Origin of the sequence: Virgibacillus aidingensis, assembly GCF_010994035.1 — a bacterium.
Taxonomy (GTDB): Bacteria; Bacillota; Bacilli; order Bacillales; family Amphibacillaceae; genus Virgibacillus_N.
Genome location: NZ_WIXN01000024.1, coordinates 9,324 through 35,038 on the forward strand (window position 1 = coordinate 9,324; position 25,715 = coordinate 35,038).

22 protein-coding genes and 2 riboswitches are annotated in these 25,715 nt (G+C 42.2%); of the genes, 17 read left to right on the forward strand and 5 right to left on the reverse strand.

Annotated elements, in window-relative coordinates; all coding sequences use genetic code 11:
- The first annotated feature begins 370 nt into the window (after positions 1-370).
- From GHD25_RS16895 to GHD25_RS16905, 3 genes are read left to right on the forward strand one after another with little or no spacing between them, the layout of a single operon-like run.
- Complete coding sequence (locus GHD25_RS16895; RefSeq protein ID WP_346426799.1) at positions 371-1,039, forward strand: redoxin domain-containing protein; 669 nt, start codon at positions 371-373, stop codon at positions 1,037-1,039.
- A 36-nt stretch (positions 1,040-1,075) separates the two neighbouring features.
- Positions 1,076-1,759, forward strand: coding sequence for a response regulator transcription factor (locus GHD25_RS16900; protein ID WP_164219043.1), 684 nt, complete (start codon positions 1,076-1,078; stop codon positions 1,757-1,759).
- Entirely contained in the window at positions 1,746-2,855 is a 1,110-nt protein-coding gene (locus GHD25_RS16905) for a sensor histidine kinase (RefSeq protein WP_240452400.1), read from the forward strand. Before GHD25_RS16900 ends, GHD25_RS16905 begins: the two co-directional genes overlap by 14 nt.
- Before the next feature lie 184 nt (positions 2,856-3,039).
- Here the strand turns inward: GHD25_RS16905 and GHD25_RS16910 are convergent, their stop codons facing one another.
- Complete coding sequence (locus GHD25_RS16910; RefSeq protein WP_164219045.1) at positions 3,040-4,734, reverse strand: DUF6612 family protein; 1,695 nt, start codon at positions 4,732-4,734, stop codon at positions 3,040-3,042.
- 341 nt (positions 4,735-5,075) lie between these two features.
- Between GHD25_RS16910 and GHD25_RS16915 the strand changes: the two genes are divergently transcribed.
- The 4 genes from GHD25_RS16915 (at position 5,076) to guaA (ending at position 11,118) form a co-directional block, all read left to right on the forward strand.
- Positions 5,076-6,035 carry an AAA family ATPase gene (locus GHD25_RS16915; RefSeq protein WP_205601380.1) on the forward strand — a complete coding sequence of 320 codons (960 nt, stop codon included), beginning with the start codon at positions 5,076-5,078 and terminating at the stop codon, positions 6,033-6,035.
- Positions 6,035-7,303, forward strand: coding sequence for a DUF58 domain-containing protein (locus GHD25_RS16920; RefSeq protein ID WP_164219047.1), 1,269 nt, complete (start codon positions 6,035-6,037; stop codon positions 7,301-7,303). The genes GHD25_RS16915 and GHD25_RS16920 overlap by 1 nt, the downstream gene beginning before the upstream one ends.
- On the forward strand, positions 7,300-9,507 hold the full coding sequence (locus GHD25_RS16925) for a transglutaminase TgpA family protein (RefSeq protein ID WP_240452401.1): 2,208 nt from the start codon (positions 7,300-7,302) through the stop codon (positions 9,505-9,507). The genes GHD25_RS16920 and GHD25_RS16925 overlap by 4 nt, the downstream gene beginning before the upstream one ends.
- Before the next feature lie 75 nt (positions 9,508-9,582).
- Positions 9,583-11,118, forward strand: coding sequence for a glutamine-hydrolyzing GMP synthase (gene guaA, locus GHD25_RS16930; protein ID WP_164219049.1), 1,536 nt, complete (start codon positions 9,583-9,585; stop codon positions 11,116-11,118).
- A gap of 164 nt (positions 11,119-11,282) precedes the next feature.
- Here the strand turns inward: guaA and GHD25_RS16935 are convergent, their stop codons facing one another.
- On the reverse strand, positions 11,283-12,743 hold the full coding sequence (locus GHD25_RS16935) for an MDR family MFS transporter (RefSeq protein WP_164219051.1): 1,461 nt from the start codon (positions 12,741-12,743) through the stop codon (positions 11,283-11,285).
- Positions 12,744-13,525: 782 nt separating this feature from the next.
- A riboswitch (purine riboswitch) is annotated at positions 13,526-13,626 on the forward strand.
- A 204-nt stretch (positions 13,627-13,830) separates the two neighbouring features.
- Here GHD25_RS16935 and GHD25_RS16940 point away from each other — a divergent pair.
- The 3 genes from GHD25_RS16940 to GHD25_RS16950 all read left to right on the forward strand — a co-directional run bounded on the left by GHD25_RS16940 (position 13,831) and on the right by GHD25_RS16950 (position 16,893).
- Positions 13,831-15,135, forward strand: coding sequence for an NCS2 family permease (locus tag GHD25_RS16940; protein WP_164219053.1), 1,305 nt, complete (start codon positions 13,831-13,833; stop codon positions 15,133-15,135).
- 116 nt (positions 15,136-15,251) lie between these two features.
- On the forward strand, positions 15,252-15,662 hold the full coding sequence (locus GHD25_RS16945) for a V-type ATP synthase subunit I domain-containing protein (RefSeq protein ID WP_164219055.1): 411 nt from the start codon (positions 15,252-15,254) through the stop codon (positions 15,660-15,662).
- A 313-nt stretch (positions 15,663-15,975) separates the two neighbouring features.
- Positions 15,976-16,893 (forward strand): nuclease-related domain-containing protein, encoded by a 918-nt coding sequence (locus GHD25_RS16950; RefSeq protein ID WP_240452402.1) that lies wholly within the window; start codon positions 15,976-15,978, stop codon positions 16,891-16,893.
- 8 nt (positions 16,894-16,901) lie between these two features.
- Here the strand turns inward: GHD25_RS16950 and GHD25_RS16955 are convergent, their stop codons facing one another.
- The gene (locus tag GHD25_RS16955) at positions 16,902-17,075 is read right to left on the reverse strand and encodes a hypothetical protein (RefSeq protein ID WP_164219060.1); all 174 of its coding nucleotides are present in this window, start codon (positions 17,073-17,075) and stop codon (positions 16,902-16,904) included.
- Positions 17,076-17,097: 22 nt separating this feature from the next.
- Positions 17,098-18,267 (reverse strand): MFS transporter, encoded by a 1,170-nt coding sequence (locus tag GHD25_RS16960; RefSeq protein WP_164219062.1) that lies wholly within the window; start codon positions 18,265-18,267, stop codon positions 17,098-17,100.
- Between the two features lie 149 nt (positions 18,268-18,416).
- On the opposite strand from GHD25_RS16960, the gene GHD25_RS16965 reads away from it, so the two are divergent.
- Positions 18,417-19,130, forward strand: coding sequence for a gamma-glutamyl-gamma-aminobutyrate hydrolase family protein (locus tag GHD25_RS16965; RefSeq protein ID WP_164219064.1), 714 nt, complete (start codon positions 18,417-18,419; stop codon positions 19,128-19,130).
- Between the two features lie 83 nt (positions 19,131-19,213).
- Here GHD25_RS16965 and msrA read toward each other — a convergent pair whose 3' ends face one another.
- The gene (msrA, locus tag GHD25_RS16970) at positions 19,214-19,735 is read right to left on the reverse strand and encodes a peptide-methionine (S)-S-oxide reductase MsrA (protein ID WP_164219066.1); all 522 of its coding nucleotides are present in this window, start codon (positions 19,733-19,735) and stop codon (positions 19,214-19,216) included.
- 142 nt (positions 19,736-19,877) lie between these two features.
- On the opposite strand from msrA, the gene GHD25_RS16975 reads away from it, so the two are divergent.
- From GHD25_RS16975 to purB, 6 genes are all read left to right on the forward strand, one after another.
- Complete coding sequence (locus GHD25_RS16975; RefSeq protein WP_164219129.1) at positions 19,878-20,588, forward strand: MOSC domain-containing protein; 711 nt, start codon at positions 19,878-19,880, stop codon at positions 20,586-20,588.
- Positions 20,589-20,746: 158 nt separating this feature from the next.
- A complete protein-coding gene (locus GHD25_RS16980; RefSeq protein ID WP_164219068.1) occupies positions 20,747-21,364 on the forward strand; it encodes a DUF2179 domain-containing protein in 618 nt (205 codons plus the stop codon).
- A 136-nt stretch (positions 21,365-21,500) separates the two neighbouring features.
- Positions 21,501-22,055 carry a DUF7713 domain-containing protein gene (locus GHD25_RS16985; protein ID WP_164219070.1) on the forward strand — a complete coding sequence of 185 codons (555 nt, stop codon included), beginning with the start codon at positions 21,501-21,503 and terminating at the stop codon, positions 22,053-22,055.
- 309 nt (positions 22,056-22,364) lie between these two features.
- A riboswitch (purine riboswitch) is annotated at positions 22,365-22,464 on the forward strand.
- Between the two features lie 251 nt (positions 22,465-22,715).
- Positions 22,716-23,207, forward strand: coding sequence for a 5-(carboxyamino)imidazole ribonucleotide mutase (purE, locus tag GHD25_RS16990; RefSeq protein WP_164219072.1), 492 nt, complete (start codon positions 22,716-22,718; stop codon positions 23,205-23,207).
- Entirely contained in the window at positions 23,194-24,324 is a 1,131-nt protein-coding gene (purK, locus tag GHD25_RS16995; protein ID WP_164219075.1) for a 5-(carboxyamino)imidazole ribonucleotide synthase, read from the forward strand. Before purE ends, purK begins: the two co-directional genes overlap by 14 nt.
- Complete coding sequence (gene purB / locus GHD25_RS17000; RefSeq protein WP_164219077.1) at positions 24,321-25,622, forward strand: adenylosuccinate lyase; 1,302 nt, start codon at positions 24,321-24,323, stop codon at positions 25,620-25,622. The genes purK and purB overlap by 4 nt, the downstream gene beginning before the upstream one ends.
- Positions 25,623-25,715: the final 93 nt, after the last annotated feature.

Here is a 25,715-nt window from a genome sequence, read left to right on the forward strand (position 1 = left end):
GAAAAAGACTCCATTCGTCCACTCATCAGAGGGATGAGGCAACGAATGCGGAGAAAAAGACTCCATTCGTCCACTCATCAGAGGGGTGAAGCAACGAATGCGGAGAAAAAGACTCCATTCGTCCACTCATCAGAGGGATGAAGCAACGAATGCGGAGAAAAACACACCATTCATTCACTCATCAGGGGGATGAGGCAACGAATGCGGGGAAAAACGCACCATTCATTCACTCATCAGGGGAATGAGGCAACGAACAAACAAGAAAATTGCATACAGGCCGCATGCACGATATTTACAGATTTGAATGGGAAATAGGGTTTGCAGAGCAATAAATATAAATTTGGAGCACATTTTAAGCTGGGAGGTGTTCATGGTGAAAAAAGTGTTCATGATAGTTATACTTTTAGCTATGTTTGGCTGGGCGGTTTACGAATTTGTTTTTCAGTCCAATGATTTTGTGGCACAGGAAGAAGCTGAGCGTGAAAATAATGACATCGAAATCGATGTAGACCTGAGTGATGATAAAACAAACAATGCCCGGGAGGAAGAAGCGGCAGCAGAGCAGGCAGAGGAAGAAGCCGATGAAGAAAGTGATGAAACGACAGAAGGCAGTGAAGTTGGACTTGAAGTCGGGAATAAGGCTCCTGATTTTCAGCTGAATACATTAAATGGAGGAGAAGCAAAACTTTCGGATTACCAAGGCAGCCGGGTAATGATTAATTTCTGGGCAACCTGGTGTCCCCCATGCCGTGCAGAAATGCCGGATATGGAACGGTTTTATCAGGATACAGATATTGAAATTCTTGCAGTGAATCTAACGGAAACAGAACCTCATACGGACCAAGTGCAACAGTTTGTCGATGAGTATGAATTAACTTTTCCTATTTTACTGGATGAAGTAATTGAAGTGGCAACAACCTATGCGATACAGCCCATCCCGACATCCTTTATGGTTGATGCGGACGGGATTATTCAATTTAAAACGTTTGGTCCGTTGACTTATGACAAAATGATCGAAGTGTATGAAGATATGGAATGATGCCTTGTGTTAGGATAAGAGTAAGAGGTGAACACGATGGATCAAACAATATTAATTGTGGAAGATGATAAAATGATCCGCGAGCTTGTCAGCATCTATTTGGAAAAGGCAGGCTACGATGTTGTCGAAGCTGCTGATGGAGAAGAAGCAAAAGAAGTTTTTATGGCAAACCATCCATGCATGGTGGTTCTTGATTTAATGCTGCCGAAATTATCGGGCGAGGAATTCTGTACCTGGGTTCGGGAACAGGAACGAAATGAAGTCTCCATCATTATGCTGTCTGCCAAGGCACGTACAGAGGATAAAATCAATGGGTTAAAGATCGGTGCTGATGATTACATCGTAAAGCCGTTTCATCCGGAAGAGCTTGTAGCACATGTGGAGGCTGTTTTGCGCCGCACAGGACAGTATTGTCAAAAAATCACCTACAATGGGCTGTGTATTAAACCGAGAAAAGGCGAAGTGTTGCTTTTTGATAAAAAACTGAAGCTGACGAAGCACGAGTTCAATCTTCTTTATCATTTCATGGAAAATCCAAATATAGTCATAACAAGGGAAGCACTTCTCGAACAATTATATCCCTATGCCGATAAAATGGTCATGGATCGTACCATTGACGCACATATTAAAAAGCTGCGTGGGAAAATAGAGAGAAATCCTGCCTCTCCAAGCCGGATAAAAACAGTGCGGGGAATGGGGTATACATTTGTTGCTGAATAATAATAACAGGACTTCCCTGCTTCCAAAACGGTTTCTGTTTCGACTGACATTTATTAATGTCATCGTAATTGCTTCTTTTATCGCATTAAGCAGCTGGGCCATTTATAATACAGCCTGCATGCTGCATGATAATCTGACAGCCGTAAGCAGCCAGTCACAGTTTGAATCGACACTTTTTCAGTATTTATGGATCTTTAGCATATCCGCTATCGTTGTTGGAAGTATGATTCATTTTTATTTAACAAAAAAACTGCTGCACCCGCTTAGGGAATTAATCGCATCTACCAAAATAATAAAACGGGGGGAATATCCCAAACCCATAAAAATAGAATCCGAGGATGAGATTGGTCAGCTGATCGGTCACTTTAATGATTTGGTATCCCAGTTGAAAGCCAATGAAGCACACAGACACAAGCTTGTTTCGGATCTTTCCCATGAATTCCGTACGCCTTTATCCAATTTAAATGGATACTTAAGCGCATTGAGTAAGGGTGTTATTGAAGGGGACAAAGAATTGTACCAATCACTCCATAATGAATCCGAGCGGCTTGTAAAATTGGTAGAGCAGATGGAACAATTGAAGGAATGGGATTTTGTATCAAAACAGAATTTTTCCGAAAAAGAAACTGTTGATATGCAGCGATTGACTAATCAATGTGTACAGATGTTTCAGAGAACATTAAAGGAGCAGGGGATCATAACAGAGGTACACGTGGAATCCGGTCTGATAAATACAAACAACGGGGGAATCTCCCAGGTGATCAGCAATTTACTTGATAATGCGATTCGTTACTATGAGGGGGAAGATCCGATAAAGATAACTGGAAGGGCGATGAATACGGAATATTTATTTCGTATTGCCGGTCCTGGTAAAAGTATTCCAGTTGCGGAACAGGATAGAATTTTTGAACGATTTTACCGTATCGATCCGTCCCGATCCAAAGAATCAGGTGGTTCAGGACTTGGTCTTGCCATCTCAAAGGAAATAATTGAGCATCATAACGGTAAAATTGGAATTACCTCTGATGGCAATCACCATACTTTTTGGTTTACATTGCCAATTTTAGGAGAATATTCATCTTCTCACATGGGTTAGATGAATTTTATAGAGAATATGTATGTCTGAAAATATTTTCAGTTGACTCATTTAGTTATCATTAAAAGATGGAGCCTGCTTTTGAAGAAATCAATCAGAACAGGCTCTTAAAAAATTTCAATTCCTTATCGGCACTTACCTGGATACTGCACTTAAATACACCTTATGAATGAATTGACGAGGCTTACTCCACTAACTCCACTGTATTCCCATCAACAGGCACGCGGTACCCTACCGGTGTCATGCTTGTTGTTGCCTTTGTATAATACAAATACTCATCAACGATATGCATGACAGTAACTTCACCCTCGTCTAACTTGTCGTTTTCACCCGTATCCGCATTATACCTGTACAGACTGCTGTCATCCTCTATATTTCGGTAAAAAATAAGATTGCCGTCTGCGTTAAACCCTTGGCTGCCTGCTTCTGTCAATTGATCGGTTTGTCCATTATCCAGGCTTAATCGGTAGATATAATCATCATTTGAACTTTCATAATAAAGCCAGCCGTCTGAAACGGAGAAGGACTTAGCCTGAATTCCTCCATACATAACAGGTTCCGTCTCTATATCATGCAGATCGAGATATGATATGTTTCCGGAATATTCCGTTTGGAAAAATAAATATCCTTGGGATACAGCGAATTGAAAGGCATCATCCAATAACCGTTCTTGTTCCGTTAGATCAGTACGGATCCGATATACTGGTGTTTCTCCCGTAGGTGTATCTGTAACGGCGGTAAAATAAATCCAGTCATCAACGACGACTAAGTTTTCAGTGAATGTATCGGTGATTTGTTTCCGCTCTGATCCGTCCGTTTTCATCTTGTAGACTTTATTTTCCTGATTTCTATCAATAAAGAAAAGCCACTCGTCCATCACATTTATGTGGGATACATCATTCTCCAGCAGCTGCTGCCTTTCACTGCCATCCGGTTTTTGCTTTATTAAACCTTCCCCGTTTAAGGAAAAGTAAATCCATTCACCATCCGTTGCCCAATTCCCGCCATTCATTAAATTAGCGCTGGAATTACCGGGGTTTTCATCTATCACTTCCGGAACATGTTCCTCCTTTGCTTTTTCCCGTTCTGCTTCAAGGATTTCCATATGTTCCTCGAAAGTCACTGCTTCTTCTATTTCTTCTTCCGGGATTGGAACATCTTCCAATCCATTATAGTTGGAAAAGGACATTTCAATTGATTCAGATAATTGAACAGGGCTGCCCGAATCAGCAAAATCATAATCCAGTATAAAATCCATCGTCATTTCCTGCACGTGGAAATTTTCCCGATTCACGGTGAGACCGACATGCAAATCGACGATGTCACTATGCTCCAGATAAAGGTCGCTGATCGATTGTTCCATTGGATCCGTTATGACAAAATAAGGGTATAATGAAGAGAAAAAGGCATGATCCTCTTCCTGTTCGACTGAATACTCATAGGTGTAATCATTTTCATTTTCTGTAACCTGTAGTTGGTCAAACCTGGAATGAAGTGCTTCTACCCCTTGAAGTAAATGGTCAGGCTGCTCATCGTTCCCTGTTCTAAATAAGAAGTCAGGTGCTGTGAAATCTTCATAATAAATCATGTCGTCTATATAATACGATTTCATTTCTCTCGATGTTCCCAACAATTCAACGTCTCGTTGGATTGAAGCATGGAACGGAGCAACAATAGTTTCCCCTTGTATGTCCAATACAATTTTATTTTCAAACCCATCTATCTGCTCAGCGTTAATCTCAAAAGAATAACTCTCCACATCGCTCATTTCTTCCATCATTCGCTCCATTATTTCCTTATGTGACAATTTTTCCTCTATATTCGTACACCCCGTAAGGAATAGAATTGCTGCCATCATCATCCACCATGTTACTCTCATTCAATTTCCCTCTCAGCTTATCTGTTACCATGAAATCATTCTAACATAGGTTTAAGGTGCCTGACACTCCCCGGATTTTGTCAAATTATGTCGAAATTGTTCCAGGATAATACGAACATTTCCAGGCACCGTTCGTATTAACCCAGAGTATATTTCCGCCCCAAACCGTCTACAATAAATAAGGATTCAGAATTTATGGATACTTTAATTTATACGCTTTTTTTAGTATTATGATAGTGTATGCATAAATAAAATGATAACCGGGTACTGACTAAGTCAGCCCGATTGATGATAAATTATAGCGTATTCACTGAGAACCGCCGGAGAGGGGCTTAAATATAATGGAGGAAACGGTTACGTACAATAGGAAGGTAGAAAAAGTACTTGCAAATATAAATAAAGTAATGATAGGCAAAGAGGATGCCGCAACACTCAGTCTTGTCGCCTTGCTGGCCCAGGGACATGTGCTGCTCGAAGATGTGCCTGGTGTGGGAAAAACAATGCTTGTCAAAACACTTGCAAAATCACTGGATTGTGATTTTAAAAGAATACAGTTCACACCTGACCTGCTACCGTCGGATGTGACTGGGGTTTCCATATATAATCCGCAAAAAATGGAATTTGAATTTCGCGGAGGTCCTATACTGGGAAACATTATACTTGCTGATGAAATTAATAGAACATCCCCAAAAACACAATCCTCCCTTTTGGAAGGAATGGAAGAAAAAAATGTAACGGTTGATGGAAAAACAATTCCGCTCAGTCAGCCTTTTTTTGTGATGGCCACACAAAATCCAATAGAATATGAAGGAACCTATCCTTTGCCTGAAGCACAGCTGGACAGGTTTATCCTGAAGCTGAGAATGGGGTATCCTTCTTTTATGGAAGAGTTGGAGATGCTCGAAATCACTTCGAAAGACCACCCGATTGAAACAATCGATGCGGTGATGACAAGAGAGGAACTGATCGGTGTACAGGAAGAAGTAAAAGAAGTATATATTGATAAGAATGTGCAGCACTATATTATTAATCTCGTATCCGGAACAAGGTCCCACCCTTCTATTTATCTCGGTGTAAGTCCGAGGGGATCGATTGCCTTAATGAAGGCGGCTAAAGCCTATGCCTATATTCTCGGCCGGGATTATGTATTGCCGGATGATGTGAAATTCCTGGCGCCATTTGTATTAACCCACCGGATTATTTTAACCAATGAAGCGAAATATGATGGTTTAACAGCTGAAGAACTGATTGATTCTATCGTGAACAAGACGCATATTCCAATTCGAAAGGAATTTCATTGATGAAGGAAAGAGTAAGATTTACAGGCAACTTTGTTTTTATCCTTTTTCTATTCCTCCTTCTCTATTCATTTGCGATGTTCCAGGGAGGGTTTGTCAGCTGGTTTCTTTTTTTCAGCTTCCTTCCGATATTCCTCTATCATATTGGACTATTGCTCTATCCGCTGAAAGAATGGCGGGTTACAAGGAAGATCTCCCGGCAAATTAACCGTGCGGGAGACAGTGTAACCATTCATGTGCACATGAAACGTAAAATACCATTTCCTTTATATTATTGTGTTTTTGAAGAAGTTTTGCCTGAATCGCTAAAGAAGATTGACAGCAGAAAAGATAAATATCATTTTATGGATGACCCTAATCAGCTTTTTGTCAACAGACAGGTAAAGAAAATCATATTCCCTTCTGTGAGGCGTGCAGTGGAGTTTACCTATACACTGGAACAAGTGCCAAGGGGAGAACATCATTTGCAGGCAATTCGCGTTCGTACCGGAGATGTTTTTGGATTTGTGAGGAAAACACATGTTTTTGAACTTCCGGACCGTCTTATAGCCTATCCGAATGAAAGGCCTGTTCGTCTCGTGGAACAATCCGCAAACTTTGAACAGGGCTCGACTGCTTCCTATATGATCAATTTAAAAAATACAAACGTAGCTACAGGAATACGTGAATATATGCCGGGAGATAAGTTTTCCTGGATTGACTGGAAACAGACTGCAAAGAAAAATACCGTTATGACAAAGGAGTTTGAGCAGGAAAAAAGCACGGACATCATGCTTGTGCTTGATGGCTGTGAATATGAAGGGATGAATTACCTTGCATTTGAAGCAGCAGTAGAGATGACGGTTTCCTTCATGGAAGAAATCCGGAAACAGTCTTCCCAGGTCGGACTTGTTACGATCGGAGAAAAAGCAGTGCATTTTCCTTTGCGGAATGAACCAGGGCAAATCAATATGGTGAAACAGCATTTAACCCATATCCAGCCTGTCGGAAAGAAGCCTTTTTCCATGAAGCTGAAAGAAGAAGTGATGAAGATGGATAGCGGGAATATCCTTGTTATTTTCACGAATAATTTAAATTCCGGTTTGCGCGGTGCGATTAAAAAAATGAAACAGCGTTCCAAACGGGTAATGGTTATATATATACAATCTGAAAATAAAATCAGGCAATTAAATCAGGAAAAAGCAAGAGAGCTAAAATTGGATGGCGTAAATGTGGTGACGATGAGCGAAGCAGATTTACTAAAAAATCCAATAGAGGTGAAACTCACATGATGCATATGGAAACAAATAAATCATTTTTATATACCTCTATTTTATATGTATGCGGATTTTTACTGTTTATGGAATGGATTTACCCGGTGAATGATATCACAGCTACAAGCAGTATTTCCGTATTCATTATTTATGCGGTTTTTTGCTTTGTTATATCCATGTTTCAGCTGAAGTGGTGGATATCTTTTTTACTGAAAGGCTTTGGATTATTGTTTATTATTAATGGACTTTTTTTTGAAGCTGGACTTTTTTCCCGGCTTTGGTTTGAACAGGGATTTTTGGAATTCAGTTATAACCTCTCGGCAATTCTTTCACAAGATTGGAATAATCTCACACCTATGTTCAGGAGTGCATTATTTCTCATTTTAATATGGCTGATGAGCTACTTATTGCATTATTGGTTTGTCGTTATGAAGCGCATTTTTCTATTTGTTATGCTGACTTTTATATACGTTGCTGTATTGGATACATTTACGGTTTACGATGCGGGCATGCCTATGGTACGCACCTTTATCATTGCATTCATTGCGCTGGGGATAGCCAATTTTATGAGGGAATTAAATAGGGAAGGCATTCATTTCAGATGGGTGAAAAAAACGCCGATATGGCTGATTCCGCTTGTGGTGACTGTTCTCTTTTCCTCTGTTATTGGGTATGCAGCACCGAAAGCGCCGCCGCAATGGCCGGATCCGGTGCCGTTCATTCAAAGTGCCGCACAGAATGCAGGCTCGGGCAATGAAGGCGGCGCAGTGCAAAAAGTTGGTTATGGCGAGGATGATACACAGCTGGGAGGTTCCTTTGTACAGGATTATACCCCTGTATTTCAGGCTGCAGCCAGTGATGAGCATTACTGGCGGATTGAAACGAAGGATGTATATACAGGTAAGGGCTGGGAAGCTTCTGATGGACCGGATTATCAGCGAATGACCGAAGGCGTCGGTCTGAATACATTTAATACCGGTTCTGATGGGGTGAATACGGAGCGGCTGGAGTCGATCGTGGAATTTCAAGATAATGTTTCCATAGAAAAGCTGGTTTATCCATATGGACTTCAGCAAGTCTATGCAGCAGAGGCTACTTTTCACATTGATATGTTCACAGAAGCCGTTCAGACGCAACTGAATCATGAAGTTGTTCAATTGGACCAATACACGCTTTCCTATGATAAGCCTTCCTTTTCCGTCGATAAGTTAAGGGAAGTGGAGCATGAAGAAAATCCAGTGGATGAGAGGTATACACAGATACCGGAAAACCTGCCGGATCGGGTCGCTGATTTGGCGGTTGAAATTACGGAAGAACATGATACACAATATGATAAAGCCAAAGCGGTTGAACAGTACTTTTCATCCAACGGTTTTGAATATGAAACCACCGGCGTTCCTGTTCCTGAAGATGATGAGGACTATGTAGACCAGTTTTTGTTTGAATCGCAAATCGGGTACTGTGATAACTTTTCCACCTCTATGGTTGTTTTGCTTCGTTCGCTGGATATTCCGGCCAGATGGGCAAAAGGCTTTACGAGTGGGGAAATGATCGAAGAAGATGTATCAAATACAGGAGATTCCTATGATGTGTATGAGGTTACGAATGCCAATGCCCATTCCTGGGTAGAGGTTTATTTTGATGGGGTTGGCTGGGTACCATTTGAACCGACACAAGGGTTTAATAACCTGTCTGATTTTCATACAGAAATGGAGAACATGGAAGGAGAACAGGAGCAGGAAAACGATCCTTTAGAGGCACCGGAAATGGAACAGCCGGAACTGCCTGAACAAACACAGGAGGAAGAAGAGGAATCGGAAGCTGTGGCGGGAAATAATACACGTCATTTCGACTTTGCATGGTGGCATGCCGGCCTGATTATTGCCGGAATTTCTATTATCGGATTTTTGATTTATAAAACAAGATTCCGCTGGCAAACCTATCTGCTGAAAAAGAAACTGGCACGCCATCAGAATGCGGCAGCTTACCAGGATGCCTACGCTCATTTATTAAAGCTCCTGGCTCATGCGGGGTTGAAAAGGGATCCCGGCCAGACCTTAAGGGAGTATGCGAAACGGATTGACGCGAGATATTCAACAAATGAAATGGGACAGTTAACCGCTCATTTCGAAAAAATAATTTATAAAAATGAGCTGAATGAGGAAAAAACGAGTAAACTCGCCGAAGTTTGGAAAAATTTAATAAACCGGATAATGACTTGACCCCTTTATGGAGGATTAGTAGAATAAAAAGATATGAAAAACGATCATGTCTAAATGCAGATAGGAGCTTAAAACATGGAACACAATGAAATGATTCTCGTTTTGGATTTTGGCAGTCAATATAACCAATTAATCACACGCCGCATCAGAGAGCTTGGCGTCTACAGTGAATTGCATTCACATCGGATCACAGCGGATGAGATTAAGCAGATGAACCCCAAAGGTATAATTTTATCCGGCGGACCGCATAGTGTCTATGATGAAAACAGCTTCCGTTGTGATGAAGAAATTTTTAAACTGGATATTCCCGTTTTGGGCATTTGCTATGGGATGCAGTTAATGGCCTTACATTATGGCGGCAAGGTGGAAAAAGCCAGAAACCGGGAATACGGCAAGGCGCTGATTGAACAAAAAGGCGAATCTGTTCTATTTAAAGATACACCCAAAAGTCAAACGGTATGGATGAGCCATGGCGATAAAGTGGTAGAAGCGCCGCAGTCCTTTATGATTGATGCTACAAGCCCATCGACACCGATTGCTGCTATGAGCCGTCCGGAGGAAAAGCTTTATGCGGTGCAATTTCACCCGGAAGTGCGTAATTCTGAATATGGGAATCATTTATTGAAACAGTTTGTATTTGAGGTTTGTGCGTGTGAGGGCGACTGGACCATGCAAAACTTTATTGATATGGAAGTAAACAATATACGTGAAAAAGTCGGGGACCGGAAAGTGTTATGTGCACTGAGCGGCGGGGTGGATTCTTCTGTAGTAGCCGCGCTCATCCATAAAGCAATCGGTGACCAGCTGACATGTATTTTTGTTGATCATGGCCTGCTCCGTAAAAATGAAGCCGATGACGTCATGAACGTGTTTGCAGATGACTTTCATATGAATATCATCAAAGTGGATGCCAAGGATCGCTTTCTTTCCAAACTGCAGGGTGTGGACGACCCGGAGGAGAAAAGAAAAATTATCGGCAATGAATTCATCTATGTATTTGACGATGAAGCAGCTAAATTAAAAGACATGGATTTCCTGGCACAAGGCACGCTTTATACGGATATTATCGAAAGCGGAACGGAAACCGCACAAACGATCAAATCTCACCATAACGTGGGCGGCCTGCCGGAAAATATGCAATTTGAGTTAATCGAGCCGCTGAATGCCCTGTTCAAAGATGAAGTGCGTGAACTTGGAACACAGCTTGGCATTCCTGATCATATCGTATGGCGTCAGCCTTTCCCCGGCCCCGGTCTTGCGATACGTGTGTTGGGTGAGATAACCGAAGAGAAACTGGAAATTGTCAGGGAATCCGATGCCATTCTCCGCGAGGAAATTGCTGCTGCGGGTCTGGAACGGGATATTTGGCAATACTTTACCGTGCTGCCGAATATAAGAAGTGTTGGTGTCATGGGAGACGCCAGAACCTATGATTACACAATCGGCATCCGTGCAGTCACCTCCGTGGACGGAATGACTTCCGACTGGGCGCGCATCCCCTGGGATGTTTTGGAGAAAATTTCCACCCGGATTGTCAATGATGTAGCGCAGATTAATCGGGTGGTTTATGACGTGACAAGCAAGCCTCCGAGCACCATAGAATGGGAATAAATGGAAATAAATGGTAATTCCTTTTAATCATCCAGATATCAACGAACTTTGTCAATAACGTTAAATAATGAAATGGTCAAAAGAGCTGGGAACCTTTGTTTAGAAGGGATTCCAGCTCTTTTTTATTACATGACAAAACCCCGGCAGCAGCGACCGGGGTTTTGTTATTGGCTGAATTTTCCTGAATGAATCTGTCTTACAATTTCTTTTTCCTTCTTTGGCGGGTGGAGAAATAATGCCAGTATAAATGCGACAAGGCTAAGAATAGTGCTCCCCATAAATGCCCATTCAAATCCAACGACCTGTGACAACTGTGCCGCCAGATCTGAAGATATATTTCCATCTGGCACATAACTTGCCGCGCCCATTGCGACCAATGTAACAAGGATAGCGGTACCGATTGATGCTGCAATTTGCTGCAATGTATTTGCCATGGCTGAACCATGCGCATACCATTTAGATGGCAGCTGATTCAAAGCGGATGTCATAATCGGCATCAGTGCCATGGAGAGTCCGAACATACGGATGGTGAATACCACTGTCATATACGTGGCTGTTGTCTCCAGTGACAGCTGGGTGAACATGAATGTTGTTACTGTCACAATGGCAAGTCCTGTCAATGCCAGCCATTTTGCACCATACTTATCAAACAGACGACCGGTAATCGGAGACATAATGCCAATCGCAATAGCCCCTGGAAGCAGTACAAGTCCCGACTCGAGCGGGGTAAAGCCAAGTACATTCTGCATAAAAAGCGGCAGCAATGTTTCTGCGCCGATTAATGACACTAATACGGTCATGGTAATAATGATAGCGAGTGTAAAAACCGGGAATTTAAACACTTTAAATTCGAGCATTGGTGTATCGAGAACGAATTGCCGCCATACGAACAGTCCAATAACCACTGCACCCCCGAATACAACTCCAAGAACGAGCGGGCTGGTCCAGCCGTGCTCCGAAGCGATGCTGAATCCGTACAGGAACGAACCGAATCCGATGGAAGACAGGATAATAGACAAAATATCGATTTTAGGCTTTCTTAAATCAGTGACGTTTTTTAAGAACAAGTACCCGACCAATAGTGTTACTGCTACTATTGGAATTACCGTGACGAATAAGGAACGCCATGAGAAAAATTGCAGGAGGAAGCCTGATAAAGTCGGTCCGATAGCTGGTCCAAATGCTATAACAATCCCCATCAATCCCATTGCGGTTCCGCGTTTTTCCACACTGATGACAGCAAGAAGAACAGTCATCAGAAGCGGCAGCATGATACCGGAGCCCGAGGCCTGGACAATCCTGCCTAAAAGGAGTAATGGGTAAGACATGGCCGCTGCTGCTATTGCGGTACCTAATCCGAATAATCCAATCGCGGTTAAAAATAATCCTCTCGTTGAAAATCGCTCAATTAAAAATGCCGATATAGGAATCATAATCCCGTTCGTCATCAGGAATGCTGTTGTCATCCATTGTACTTCATTTTGGGAAATGCCAAATGCTTCCTGTATGGACGGGAGTGCGGTTGCCAGTAATGTCTCGTTTGTTATGCCCATAAATGCTCCAGTAAGTAGTGCTGCTATCATAAATACTTTTTGTCTTTGGGGCAAATCCCAGCTGTTGCTCATTCATAACGCTCCTTCCATGCTTCCCGTGCAGTAATTGCTTTTGCTGGTTTTCTTTTAATTCCTGGTTTTGAGTAAATAATACATCTATCGTTTTCAATTTAGTATAAAACGTGATGTAAAGTGTCTGCAGAATTCACCCTTCAAGGTTCCTATGGCTGCCGTAATACCCTCGTTGCATGGGACTTTTTTCTAAAAAAGTTCCATTGCAGCATCCATTAATTTCTTCTTTTCACAAATCTACGTATTCACTGCATTTTAATTACAGGTATATTTTTTAGTGTCCATAGATTCACAGGATATACAATAACACAGCGGTTATATCCAATCAATTTTAGTGTTTGTCAAAAATTGAATAAGAATAACCATTTCCCGACCGGGTAGGCTTACTGGCTTTAGAAACACGAATAATGGAATCACTCCAACTAAACTTTATAATTAACCTACTTTGACAAAAATGGTTAGTGCATAAAGAAGTTTTTGGTAACTGACATATTTAAAATCTTTACTGAAACCAGTAAAAAAACTCCAGAAAAGTCACTTTACCTAATTGAAGAATATATACGGTGATTTTTCCAACGTTTAAAAAATACTCATAAGCGCAGAAAAGATAAAACAACCGTCCGTAAAGAAATCCGCCTCTTATTTATTAAATCTTTTGGTGAAAAAATTACATGGAACCCAGGAGAAAATTAAATAAAGAGTTGATTAAAACCAAACATTGCTAAAGTGATATATAATAATGTTCGCGTTTTATTGACATTTTAAGAGAGGGGTAGTAATATAATAACAGTTTCATAGTTTTGCGTATAATTTCGGGAATATGGCCCAAAGTTTCTACCGGACTACCGTAAATGGTCTGACTACGCAGGATACAGTAAAAGTGGATAATAGTTATTTTTGGCGGGTAAGTGTTGAAGACTTCCTTATCTGCATAAGCGGAACGAAGGCCTGGAATTGGCCGTGTTCTTAAAATATAACTGTTTTCTTCTTCCGATTACTTCATTCTGTAGTAGTAAAGTAGCGCTTTTGGCTCCGAGCTGAAAGTGCTTTTTATATTTTTAGGAGAATAAACCAAGGGGGAAGAAAATTGAAAAAGTATTTCCATTTTGAGGAATTAGGCACGAATTATAAATCAGAATTTATGGGCGGAATGACGACGTTTTTGGCAATGGCTTATATTTTGTTTGTCAATCCCGCTATGCTGAGTGAAGCCGGCATGGATGAGGGTGCCGTATTTGCTGCGACAGCTATTGCAGCAGCTGTTGGTACGCTGATTATGGGGGTGCTGGCAAAATATCCGATCGGCCTTGCCCCCGGGATGGGTCTAAATGCGTTTTTTGCCTATACAGTTGTCATCGGTTATGGAATCCCATGGGAAACAGCGCTTGCCGGTGTACTTGTCTCTGGTATTATATTTATGGTATTTACATTAACCGGTCTCAGGGAAAAGATCATCAATGCCATTCCTGCAAATTTAAAGTTGGCGGTGGGCGCCGGGATTGGTTTATTTATTGCATTTATTGGGTTTCAAAATGCACAAATTATCGTTGCAGACGAGGCAACATTGCTTGCGCTTGGCGATATAACTTCACCAGGTGTATTACTGGCAATCTTTGGTCTTGTTGTATCAGTTATATTGATGACCCTTGGGTTTAAAGGCGGTATTTTTTATGGTATGATCATCACTGCGATTTTGGGAATGATTGTTGGATTGATTCAGCCGCCGCAGGGGATCAGCGGGATTGTAGGCGGTGTTCCAAGTCTTGCGCCAACCTTTGGCCAGGCATTCCTGCACTTGGGTGATATTTTTACAGTACAAATGCTGGTTGTCATTTTGACTTTCCTTTTTGTTGACTTTTTCGATACGGCTGGCACGCTTGTCGGGGTTGCCAGGCAGGCAGGACTGATGAAGGATAATAAGCTGCCGCGTGCTGGAAAGGCGTTATTTGCTGACTCATCAGCCACGGTTATCGGTGCAGTGGTTGGTACATCTACAACAACAGCTTTTGTTGAATCATCATCCGGTGTAGGTGCCGGTGCACGTTCCGGGTTTGCTTCCGTGGTTACTGCAGGATTCTTCCTGTTGGCGATATTTTTCTCGCCATTATTAAGTGTAGTTACTTCAGAAGTAACTGCCCCGGCCTTAATCATTGTTGGTGTCCTGATGGCTTCTGCATTGAAGGATATCGAATGGGATCGATTTGAAATCGCCGTACCAGCCTTTTTAACCGTAGCAACCATGCCTTTGACTTACAGTATCGCAACAGGAATTGCAATTGGATTTATATTCTATCCAATTACTATGGTTCTAAAAGGCAGGGCAAAGGAAATACACCCGGTTATTTACGGATTGTTCGTTGTGTTTATCTTGTACTTTATGTTTTTGAGCTAGATTGTAACACCTTATAGTTTAGACGGAAGTCTTTACTGTAAGGTGTTTTTGTTTAAAAACCGATAAATTATCTGGAAAATCCTGCAGGAACGATCAAGCAGCAGTTTAACTCACTCGTGAGCGAGGCAGAATCGATCGAGCAGCAGTTAAAATCGATCGAGAGCGAGGCAGAAACGATCGAGAGCGCGATTGAATCGATCGAGAGCGAGGTAAAATCGATCGAGCAACGGTTGAAATCGATCGAGAGCGAGGCAAAATCGATCGAGCAGCAGTTGAAATCGATCGAGAGCGCGGCAAAATCGATCGAGCATCGGTTGAAATCGATCGAGAGCGAGGTAAAATCGATCGAGCATCGGTTGAAATCGATCGAGAGCGGGGCAGAAACGATCGAGCATCGGTTGAAATCGATCGAGAGCGAGGCAGAAACGATCGAGCGCAGTTCAAATCGATCGAGAGCGAGGCAAAGTCGATCGAGCAACAGTTTAAATCGATCGAGAGCGAGGCAAAGTCGATCGAGCAACGGTTAAAATCGATCGAGCGCGAGGCAGAAACGATCGAGAAGCAGTTCAAATCGATCGAGAGCGAGGTAAAAACGATCGAACTGCAGGTAATAATCGATCAAGAAAGTAAAGTGTGTAATGTTTATGGTTGCTTTTAGGCTGGTATAAGAACTATTAAATTTCAAGGCAGTCTATCAGATTTTCTTTCAATTGGAAAATTCCATCAAAAATATATCCTATTAGATAACAATATGCTATATTAGTATTAATTCTTCTAAAATTACATAAAGGAGCACAAAGAATGATACTCAGACACCGCTCAAAACCACTACCGCTGCAATTGATTGATGCAGCTATTCCGCGATTACCCCAACACTCTAAATTTCTTACAGAATTAAAAAAAGATGCAAAAATCCGGCAGCAAGGTTATAACGGCGAAATAAAGGTTGACTACTTTATTGATAGCCTGGCCCCCAAATACACAATTCTTCACGATGTTTACCTCCGCGAAAACGGCAGAAACTTTCAAATTGATTCTCTTGTCATTGCAGATCATTCTATTTTTATTGTAGACTCTAAAAATTATACCGGTAGCATTACATTTAATACTATTCTTAAACAACTCACCCGCAACGACGGCAAAGTTGAGTCAGGATACGAATATCCCATTACACAGGTCGAAAACCAAAGTTTCCATATGCAAAACTGGCTTGTCCAGCATAAAGTTACAGGGATTCCGATATACGGTTATGTTGCTATAGCTGATCCATCAACTATTATAAAAGTGGAAGGAAATGAGCAGGAAATTGCAGAAGTTGTCGGACATGGTGCAACCATTCCCAAAATGATTATGGACAAGGATGGTGCGATGGGAAGGACAGGTAAGGAAAAACTGCAAGCTTATCAAATCGGTAAAATTATATTACGGGAATGCCGCGAGTTTAATATTAATATGTTTAAGCATTATGGTATGCGTCCAACAGATATTTTGCCGGGTGTGATTTGTCCTGAGTGTAAGCTCCTGGGAATGTCCAGGGTGCACAGCAGTTGGGAGTGTAAAAGGTGCGGGTGCCATTCCCGTACTGCGCATTTGAATGCTTTATCGGATTATTTTTTATTAGTTAATGACTTGATATCAAATTCAGAATGCATGCGGTTTTTAGGATTGAATTCCAGGCATGCAGTCTCACGAATCTTAAAAAATAGTAATTTAATTTATTATCCACATGTAAGGAAGTGGGGTAAACCCGAAAATTAAAATACCAATTAGAATTCGAACGGGTAAGGAAAATCGATCGAGGCCACTTCGAAATCGATCGAGGCATCCAGAAAATCGATCGAGCTCACGACGAAATCGATCGAGCCCACCACGAAATCGATCGAGGCATCCAGAAAATCGATCGAGCCCATCCCAAAATCGATCGAGCCCGCCTCAAACATCGATCCGAAACGCCTCTCTCCACTACCTATTCCCGGCACTCAGACCTTTCCTATAGGAGTATACATGGTACACCATCAACAAAACCGTTCCAGTTGCTGCAAGGATGCCCATGGTAATATATAGTGCGCTCCCGCTGAACGTGTCGATCATTCTCCCGCCTGCCAAAGAGCCGATAATTCCGGAAACGCCAAAGAATGTTGCAAAAAACACCAAATGCCCGGTGGATTGGAGCAGCTTTGGTATGAGCCTTGTAATATAGGAGAAGGAAGCCAGGTAAAATACACCAAATGTGATCCCGTGCAAAAATTGCAGGGCAACAATATACATTGGATCATCTGCCCACCCGTAGATAAACCACCTTATGCTGTAAATTGCACCGGCAAATATAATAAAAATCAGCGGTTTAAACCTTTTGAACCAGAATCCCGCAAAGGCAAAAACCAGCGCCTCCGCAATGACGCCTACAAACCAGGCCAGACCCACTAACCCTTCCGTACCACCAAGCCTTGTAATATAAAGCCCCATATAACTATCATTTGCCCGGTGGGTAATGGAAAGGAACATGATCAGCAAAAGAAAGAGAATAAATGGCTTGTTTTTTACTATTTTGCCAATATCCCTGAATTGGACAGGTTCCGCATCGACTTTTACATCTTTCAGACGAAAAACAACCAGGAGTGCCAGGGTGCCAAAAAATAAGTAGGGCCAGATCATATATTCAATGCCTGCTCTGGCAAGAATCTCACCTACAATCAGAGAGGATGTTGCAAAGCCAACTGATCCCCACATCCGAATGGTTCCAAAGGAAATCTGAAGTTCATCTGCCCTGCGCTGTGCCAGACTGTCCCCTAACGCTCCAATCGGTGTGGTGAAAAAATAAAAAACAGCCCCCATCAGCATAATGGAAAGCAGTGTGTTCATTTGGAAGAAAAGCGTGCTGAAAATTAATAGCCCGATCACACAAATAAGCAATATCCATTTTACTGTTTTATATTTATCACTTAAATAACCGAAGAATGGCTGGGCAAAGATGGAAGCAAGCGGCCCGATAGCCAGTACCCAGCCGATTTCTGTTTCACTCAGCCCTCTGAAATCCAAATACAAAGGAAGGAAACTGAGAATGATTGTATTTGAAGCATGGAAGCTGAATAACAGCATTTTTAAAGGAACCAGGGAATCTTTCTTTATCAATGTAAGTTCTCCTCTAACTTTAAAGTCTACTTTTAACTATAGCACTTTTTGCCATGAACAGTAACAAAAAAATTTTTCTTGTCTGGACAGATGCTTCGGGGACGTTTAAACTATTGTTAAAATATACTGACATGCAGGGGGAGTTTATGATGAAACCAGTAATAGGTGTGACTGCATCCATGGAAATCGATCAGTCCGTTTATACTGTGAATAACAGAAATATAAAAGCAATCCTGAGAGCCGGCGGTATGCCTGTCATATTGCCTTATTACCTGGAAGAAGAGGATGTTCAGCAAATCGCATCCCAAATCGATGGCTTATATGCAACCGGGGGCTATGATATTGATCCTACACTATTTGGAGAAGAACCCCATCCCGATCTTGGCACGATTATTCCAGCCCGGGATCACTCGGAAATTAAATTAATGAAAAAGCTGCTGGAATGGAAGAAACCAATACTGGGTGTTTGCCGGGGCAGTCAGACGCTAAACATAGCAGCAGGTGGAGATATGTATCAGGATATTTACGCCCAAACAGATCAAGCGCTTCTGCAGCATACGCAAAAAGCGCCGATGGAGCATATGTCCCATTATGTTTATGTGGAAAAAGATTCACTGCTATACAGAATTACCGGTAAGGAGAAATTTAAGATTAATAGCTATCACCATCAGGCAAACCGTGATGTGTCCGGTGAATTTCGGATCAGCGGAAAAGCGAGTGATGGTGTTGTAGAGGCGGTGGAGAGCAAGGAATTGCCTTTTGTACTCGGTCTGCAGTGGCATCCCGAGGCAACTGCGGCAGTGAATGATCAGCCCTCGCTGAAAATATATGAAGCATTTATAGATGCATGCACCACAAAATAAAGGTTCCAGTGCTGCAGCGACAAAGCCCTTCTCTATGATTTCTTCCGCAAATGGCGCTGCAACACTTGAACCGTTCCGGTGTTTCACTTCCAAACCGATTGGATAAAGTCATCACGGCCGGATTTTTCCCGGTCTTCTTTGTAGTGCTTTTCATTTTTTTTATAATAATCCTGGTGGTAGTCTTCAGCGGGATAAAAGGTGTCAGCGGGTAAAATCTTTGTAACGATCGGTGCCGAAAATTTGCCGCTCTCCTCCAGTTCTTTTTTGGACTTTTCAGCTTGCTGTTTCTGTTCGTCCGTATAATAGAAGATGGCTGTCCGGTAGGAATCGCCCCGATCATGGAATTGTCCCCCATCATCAGTGGGATCGATCTGCTGCCAATAAATATTTAAAATTGTTTCATAGCTTATCACGGAAGGATCATACGTAATTTCCACCGCTTCGTAATGACCGGAGCCCCCCTGTTTGACTATTTCATAAGTCGGGTTTTCCACATGGCCTCCTGTGTAGCCGGAAATGACGTCATGAACCCCGTCCCACTGATCAAATGGCTTGACCATGCACCAAAAACATCCTCCGGCAAATATTGCTTTCTCCTGTTGCATTATTTTCCCTCCAAAATCAAATGATATAACTGTTATCATATTTTACGGTGTATAAAAGTATGGCATCTCCATATACTTGGCGAATGCCGGATTTTCTAATAGAATAAAGATACTATATCATAAATGGAGAGCTGATGTAATGATGGAAGAACCGCATGTTCATAAATTATTTACGGGAAAAGTAAAGAAGATGGGCACCGAAAATGCACAGGACCGAATGGAAAGACCATGGAAAAGCGGTATTTTTAAAACGGAAACAAAGGGAAAAGTGTGGCTTTCCGAAACAGGTTTTACCGGTGATGAGGTAGCAGATACAAAAAATCATGGAGGACCGGAAAAAGCCGTGTTTGCCTATCCGATTAAACATTATACAGACTGGCGACAGGAATTGGAGATTGATTCCATTGATATGGGCGGGTTCGGTGAAAATTTTGCTGTTTTGGAAATGGATGAATACTCCGTTTGCATTGGGGATACATATGAAATAGGCGATGCCATTATTCAAGTTTCACAGCCTCGTCAGCCATGCTGGAAGCCGGCCCGGCGCTATCGCATCATGGATCTGGCACTGCGTATACAAAATAGCGGGCGTACCGGGTGGTATTTTCGTGTATTAAAAGAAGGGTTTGTGGAAGCTGCATCAGATCTTAAATTAACAAACAGACCATATCCCCAGTGGACAATTGCAGCTTGTAATGAAGTCATGCATGTATATAAAGAGGATTTGCGCCTGGCAGAAGAACTTGCATCCTGTGAACTGCTGGCTCCAAACTGGAAGAGCAGATTGCAAAAACGTCTCCGCGGTACGGAATCATCCATTGACAAGCGAGTGTTTGGACCGAATAAAGAATAAACATGTTATGTTCGAATATAGCTATAGGGAAGCAGTTTCATTGAAAGTACAAGAAGCGGTAAGGACTTAGCAAGCGGGATTTACTTTTAGGGTAACTCGTTAAATCCCCCGGGTAAGAACGGATGCAAACGCAAAAATAGGAAAGGCGGGCGGTTTGATTGCTTAGTAATGCACTAGTAATGGTGGCGATTATTTTTGTCATCAATGTGGTATATGTTTCATTTTTTACGATCCGGATGATTTTAACGCTAAAAGGCCGCCGCTATATTGCAGCTTCTGTAAGCATGGTGGAAATTGTCATTTATATAATTGGGCTGGGTCTTGTATTGGATAATCTCAATGAAATACAAAATATTATTGCGTATGCACTCGGTTATGGCGTTGGAGTTATTGTAGGCACAAAAATTGAAGATAAGCTTGCCCTTGGCTATATAACCGTCAATGTCATATCTTCGAACCCGGATATTGAATTCACCAGGAAATTACGGGAAAAAGGGTATGGTGTTACAAGCTGGTTTGCATATGGCATGGAAGGGGACAGGCTGGCCATGCAGATTCTAACCCCGAGAAAGTATGAATTAAAACTCTATGAAACCATTAAGGAAATTGATCCGAAAGCATTTATCATTGCCTATGAACCGAAGCAGATTTACGGCGGATTCTGGGTGAAACAGTTACGCCGCGGAAGATTGATGAATCCGAAGAAAAGGAAGCATGCAGCGCAGGCACATTCAGAACAGCCTTCTGAAAAAACGGATATAAATGGGCATCCTTAAAAAAACAGACTCCATTTAACGAGTTTATTTTAGGATGTGAAATCTTGGCTGAAGTTCCATGCTGATCTGATAGACCCGTCTGGATTTAATCACAATAAATGAGTTGATAAAAACATAAACAAAAGGAATGACTTTTATGAATACATGCAGCCAATGCGGCAAACAGGATGCAATGATTACATTAACAACTGAAACGGAACAGCGTTCACTTTGCAGGGACTGCTACAACGAGGTGCTTTCCATCGAGCTGGGGGTTCAGTTAATAGACCTCCCTGATTCGATCATAGTAAAAGATTCCGAGGGTATAAGGCATTATTTTTATGTCAGGCCGGAATTATTTCATCAGGGTATTCGATTGGAAGCTGGAGAAAATGACTTTTATGGTTACCGATTTGAGGTTTTTGGAGAATTGGATTGTGACCAGCAGGAGCTGTTTCAGAAATTGTATGATAAAGTAAAAGATGGTGTTTCGAGAAAATATATAAACCAGAAAGTCTTACCAGGTGGTCATACATACCAGACGATGCCAGATGATGAGCTTGTCGGAAGAATTGAATATAATGAGGAAGATCCGGATGTTCCTCTTGTTATTATTGATGGTAAGCCATACAACTGGGAGGAAATTGGAAATATGATGAGGAGCTATGAAGGTTTTCAGTTTCATTTGCATATTTTAAATGAGGATGAATAATTACCCTAAACCTCTGAGAACTTTTTTCCATTACAAACCGATGTGTTTCTATTAAAGTGGTGAGCTGGCCGGAACACAAGTTTTTTAAACGTGAAGGAACAGATTTTTTGAAAGAAGCTTTCATGATAAAACCGGACATGAAGCTTTTTTATTTTTCTTTCTAACAATAGGGATTATATATTAATTACTGACAAGATTTGAAGAATAAAGGATGTTGCATGCAAAATCCGAACAATAATCAAATTTAAAGTTAAAACGTTCGCTAATTTGTTTGACAATACATGACTTCGTCTAGTATACTGAAACAAGAAAAACGAATAAAAAACACCTCATATATTTCTGGGAATATGGCCCGGAAGTCTCTACCCGGCTCCGTAAAAGCCGGACTATGGGGGAGGATGAAACATTGTATATCCGCAATGGTCTATTTTTCATGGATGCAGCCAAGCCTAATTCATCTTCTCTCATATGCCGGGGGAGACGATTAGGCTTTTTTCTGTTGGGGTTAGCCCCGCGTGGTATATTTCTGTCCTTAACTCCTTAACTGCAGAGAGTATTGTGAAGCTGATCGTCAAGAGGGGCTATTTCCCGGCGCGTTCACCATTAATTTTTATACATAGATGCATCTATAACAAACTTCGATATAGAAAGAGGGATTGTATGGCAACGGTTGGTGTCATTATGGGAAGCATTTCGGATTGGGAAACAATGCAGCATACATGCCATGTACTGGATGAATTGCAAATTCCATACGAAAAGGAAGTGATCTCCGCGCATCGCACGCCGGATGACATGTTTGCCTATGCAAAAGAAGCAAGAAAACGCGGTTTGAAAGTAATAATTGCAGGAGCAGGCGGAGCGGCACATCTTCCCGGCATGGTTGCTTCCCAGACTACGCTGCCTGTCATTGGGGTGCCGGTTCAAAGCAAAGCATTAAACGGTCTGGATTCCCTTTTATCCATTGTTCAAATGCCTGGCGGTGTGCCAACAGCAACAGTGGCAATCGGTAAAGCGGGAGCTGCCAATGCGGGACTCTTAGCTGCACAGATTATCGGTTCCCATGATGAATATATCACCGCAAAACTGGAGACCTACCGGGAAAATATGAAGAAAAAAGTTGCGGAAATGAGGGAAGAGCTTGCAGACAAATAAACAAATATTACCTGGGCAAACAATTGGTATTATCGGCGGCGGACAGCTTGGCAGAATGATGGCACTGGCCGCACGGCATATGGGATACCGGATCGCAGTACTCGATCCAACGCCGGATTGTCCTGCCGCCCAAGTGGCAGACCTTGCTATCACGGCTGCATACGATAATATGGATGCGATCAGGGAATTAAATAGCGTGAGTGACGTCATCACCTACGAATTTGAAAATGTGGATCTCCAGGCAGCAGCCTATCTGGAAAAGGAAGGAAAGCTGCCTCAGGGTGCCTTCGCCCTTGAGATCACGCAAAACAGGGAGAAAGAAAAGCAGCTGATAAAAAAAGCAGGCCTTCCTGTACCCGACTTTGCTATTGTACATCATGGCGGGGAATGTGAGGAAGCATTGCAAAACTTCCCTTTTCCCGCAGTCATTAAAACATGCAGCGGCGGATATGACGGGAAAGGGCAATTCAAACTTACGTCAAAAGTTGACGTACAGCCAGCAATAGACTTCGCAGCGGAGAAAGGACATTGCATTATTGAGCACTGGATTCCGTTCGATAAGGAAATTTCTGTCGTATTCACACGCTCACAATCCGGGGAAATAACCTATTTCCCATTAGCTGAAAATGACCATAAAGATCAAATTTTATATAAAACAACTGCACCCGCCCGCGTGTCCGGTAAATTGGAAGAAAAAGCAATACATGCAGCCGGAAGATTGGCGGAGGAAATGAATGTCGTGGGAACCTTTGCCATTGAAATGTTCGTAAAAGGAGAGAACATTTACTTAAATGAAATGGCACCGCGCCCGCATAATTCGGGCCATTATACGATGGAGGCATGCAATATTTCCCAATTCACCCAGCACATTCGGGCCATTTGCGGTCTTCCTTTAGGAAAAATAGAATTGCTGCGGCCCGCAATCATGGTAAATATATTAGGTGAGGATATCGGGGGAACGTTGAAAGTAATGCAGGAACAATCGGAACCCTTCGTTCATCTGTACGGAAAAGCAGAGGCAAAAACAAAACGGAAGATGGGGCATGTTACTTTCCTCGGGGAAACGATGGAGGAATTGGATAAAACAATAGAGCAATTTGAGGAGGCCAGGCAATGATTGAACGCTATACGAGAGAAGAAATGGGAGCTATTTGGACAGAAGAAAACAAGTACAAAGCTTGGCTGGAAGTAGAAATATTGGCCTGTGAGGCGTGGAGTGAGCTTGGTATGATTCCTGCCGGGGATGTAAAAAAATTGCGCGAAAATGCCAGCTTTGATGTTAGCCGGATTTACGAAATTGAACAGGAGACAAGGCATGATGTGGTAGCCTTCACCAGGGCAGTTTCCGAGTCACTTGGCCAGGAACGGAAATGGGTGCATTACGGACTGACTTCCACCGATGTAGTTGATACGGCATTATCCTATTTAATCAAACAGGCCAATGAGATCATCCGAAAAGACATCAACAATTTTATCCACGTTTTAAAAGAAAAAGCAATAGAGCATAAGCATACGGTCATGATGGGCAGAACCCACGGTGTTCATGCAGAGCCAACCACTTTTGGGCTGAAACTGGCGTTATGGTATGAAGAAATGAAGCGCAACCTGGAGCGTTTCGAGCTTGCCGCAGATCAGATAGCGTACGGCAAGCTTTCAGGTGCGGTGGGAACATATGCCAATATTGATCCATATGTGGAGAAATATGTGTGTGAAAAGCTCGGCTTGAAACCAGCACCTGTTTCCACGCAAACCCTGCAAAGAGACCGGCATGCAGCATATGTGTCAGCACTTGCTTTAATCGCAACATCCATTGAAAAATTTGCCACCGACATCCGCCATCTGCAAAAAACGGAAACACGGGAAGTGGAGGAGTTTTTCGCCAAGGGACAAAAAGGTTCCTCAGCCATGCCGCATAAGCGGAACCCGATTGGTTCGGAAAATATGAGCGGAATGGCCCGGGTCATACGCGGGTACATGACGACCGCATATGAAAATGTGGCATTATGGCATGAACGGGATATTTCCCATTCATCTGCAGAGCGCGTAATTTTACCTGACGCAACGATTGCATTGAATTATATGCTGAACCGGTTTAGCGGCATTGTCAAAAAACTGACCGTTTTCCCGGAAAACATGAAACGCAATATAGACAAAACATATGGCGTGATATTTTCCCAGCGTGTATTGCTGGCATTGATAGATAAAGGGATGGCTAGAGAAGCAGCATATGACATTGTACAGCCGAAAGCGATGGAAGCCTGGGAGACGGAGACACCATTCAGGCAGCTTGTGGAAAATGAACGGCAAATTACGGAAAAGTTATCCCGGGAGGAAATAGAGGATTGCTTTGATTACACCTATCACTTGAAAAATGTTGACGCAATTTTTGAGCGGATCGGTTTGACGGAAGCATAAATAAAGCTCATCTGTGTATACAAAATTGGAGGGGATCCTGTGGCAGAGATAAAAGATATTCAACCGGAACAGATTGAAAAAGATAAGCTTTAC

Coding starts and splice junctions, on each gene's coding strand:
- GHD25_RS16895 (WP_346426799.1), top strand. CDS start 371: ATGGTGAAAAAAGTGTTCATGATAGTTATACTTTTAGCTATGTTTGGC.
- GHD25_RS16900 (WP_164219043.1), top strand. CDS start 1,076: ATGGATCAAACAATATTAATTGTGGAAGATGATAAAATGATCCGCGAG.
- GHD25_RS16910 (WP_164219045.1), bottom strand. CDS start 4,734: ATGAGAGTAACATGGTGGATGATGATGGCAGCAATTCTATTCCTTACG.
- GHD25_RS16915 (WP_205601380.1), top strand. CDS start 5,076: ATGGAGGAAACGGTTACGTACAATAGGAAGGTAGAAAAAGTACTTGCA.
- GHD25_RS16920 (WP_164219047.1), top strand. CDS start 6,035: ATGAAGGAAAGAGTAAGATTTACAGGCAACTTTGTTTTTATCCTTTTT.
- GHD25_RS16925 (WP_240452401.1), top strand. CDS start 7,300: ATGATGCATATGGAAACAAATAAATCATTTTTATATACCTCTATTTTA.
- guaA (WP_164219049.1), top strand. CDS start 9,583: ATGGAACACAATGAAATGATTCTCGTTTTGGATTTTGGCAGTCAATAT.
- GHD25_RS16935 (WP_164219051.1), bottom strand. CDS start 12,743: ATGAGCAACAGCTGGGATTTGCCCCAAAGACAAAAAGTATTTATGATA.
- GHD25_RS16955 (WP_164219060.1), bottom strand. CDS start 17,075: ATGTTTGAGGCGGGCTCGATCGATTTTGGGATGGGCTCGATCGATTTT.
- GHD25_RS16965 (WP_164219064.1), top strand. CDS start 18,417: ATGAAACCAGTAATAGGTGTGACTGCATCCATGGAAATCGATCAGTCC.
- msrA (WP_164219066.1), bottom strand. CDS start 19,735: ATGCAACAGGAGAAAGCAATATTTGCCGGAGGATGTTTTTGGTGCATG.
- GHD25_RS16975 (WP_164219129.1), top strand. CDS start 19,878: ATGGAAGAACCGCATGTTCATAAATTATTTACGGGAAAAGTAAAGAAG.
- GHD25_RS16985 (WP_164219070.1), top strand. CDS start 21,501: ATGAATACATGCAGCCAATGCGGCAAACAGGATGCAATGATTACATTA.
- purE (WP_164219072.1), top strand. CDS start 22,716: ATGGCAACGGTTGGTGTCATTATGGGAAGCATTTCGGATTGGGAAACA.
- purB (WP_164219077.1), top strand. CDS start 24,321: ATGATTGAACGCTATACGAGAGAAGAAATGGGAGCTATTTGGACAGAA.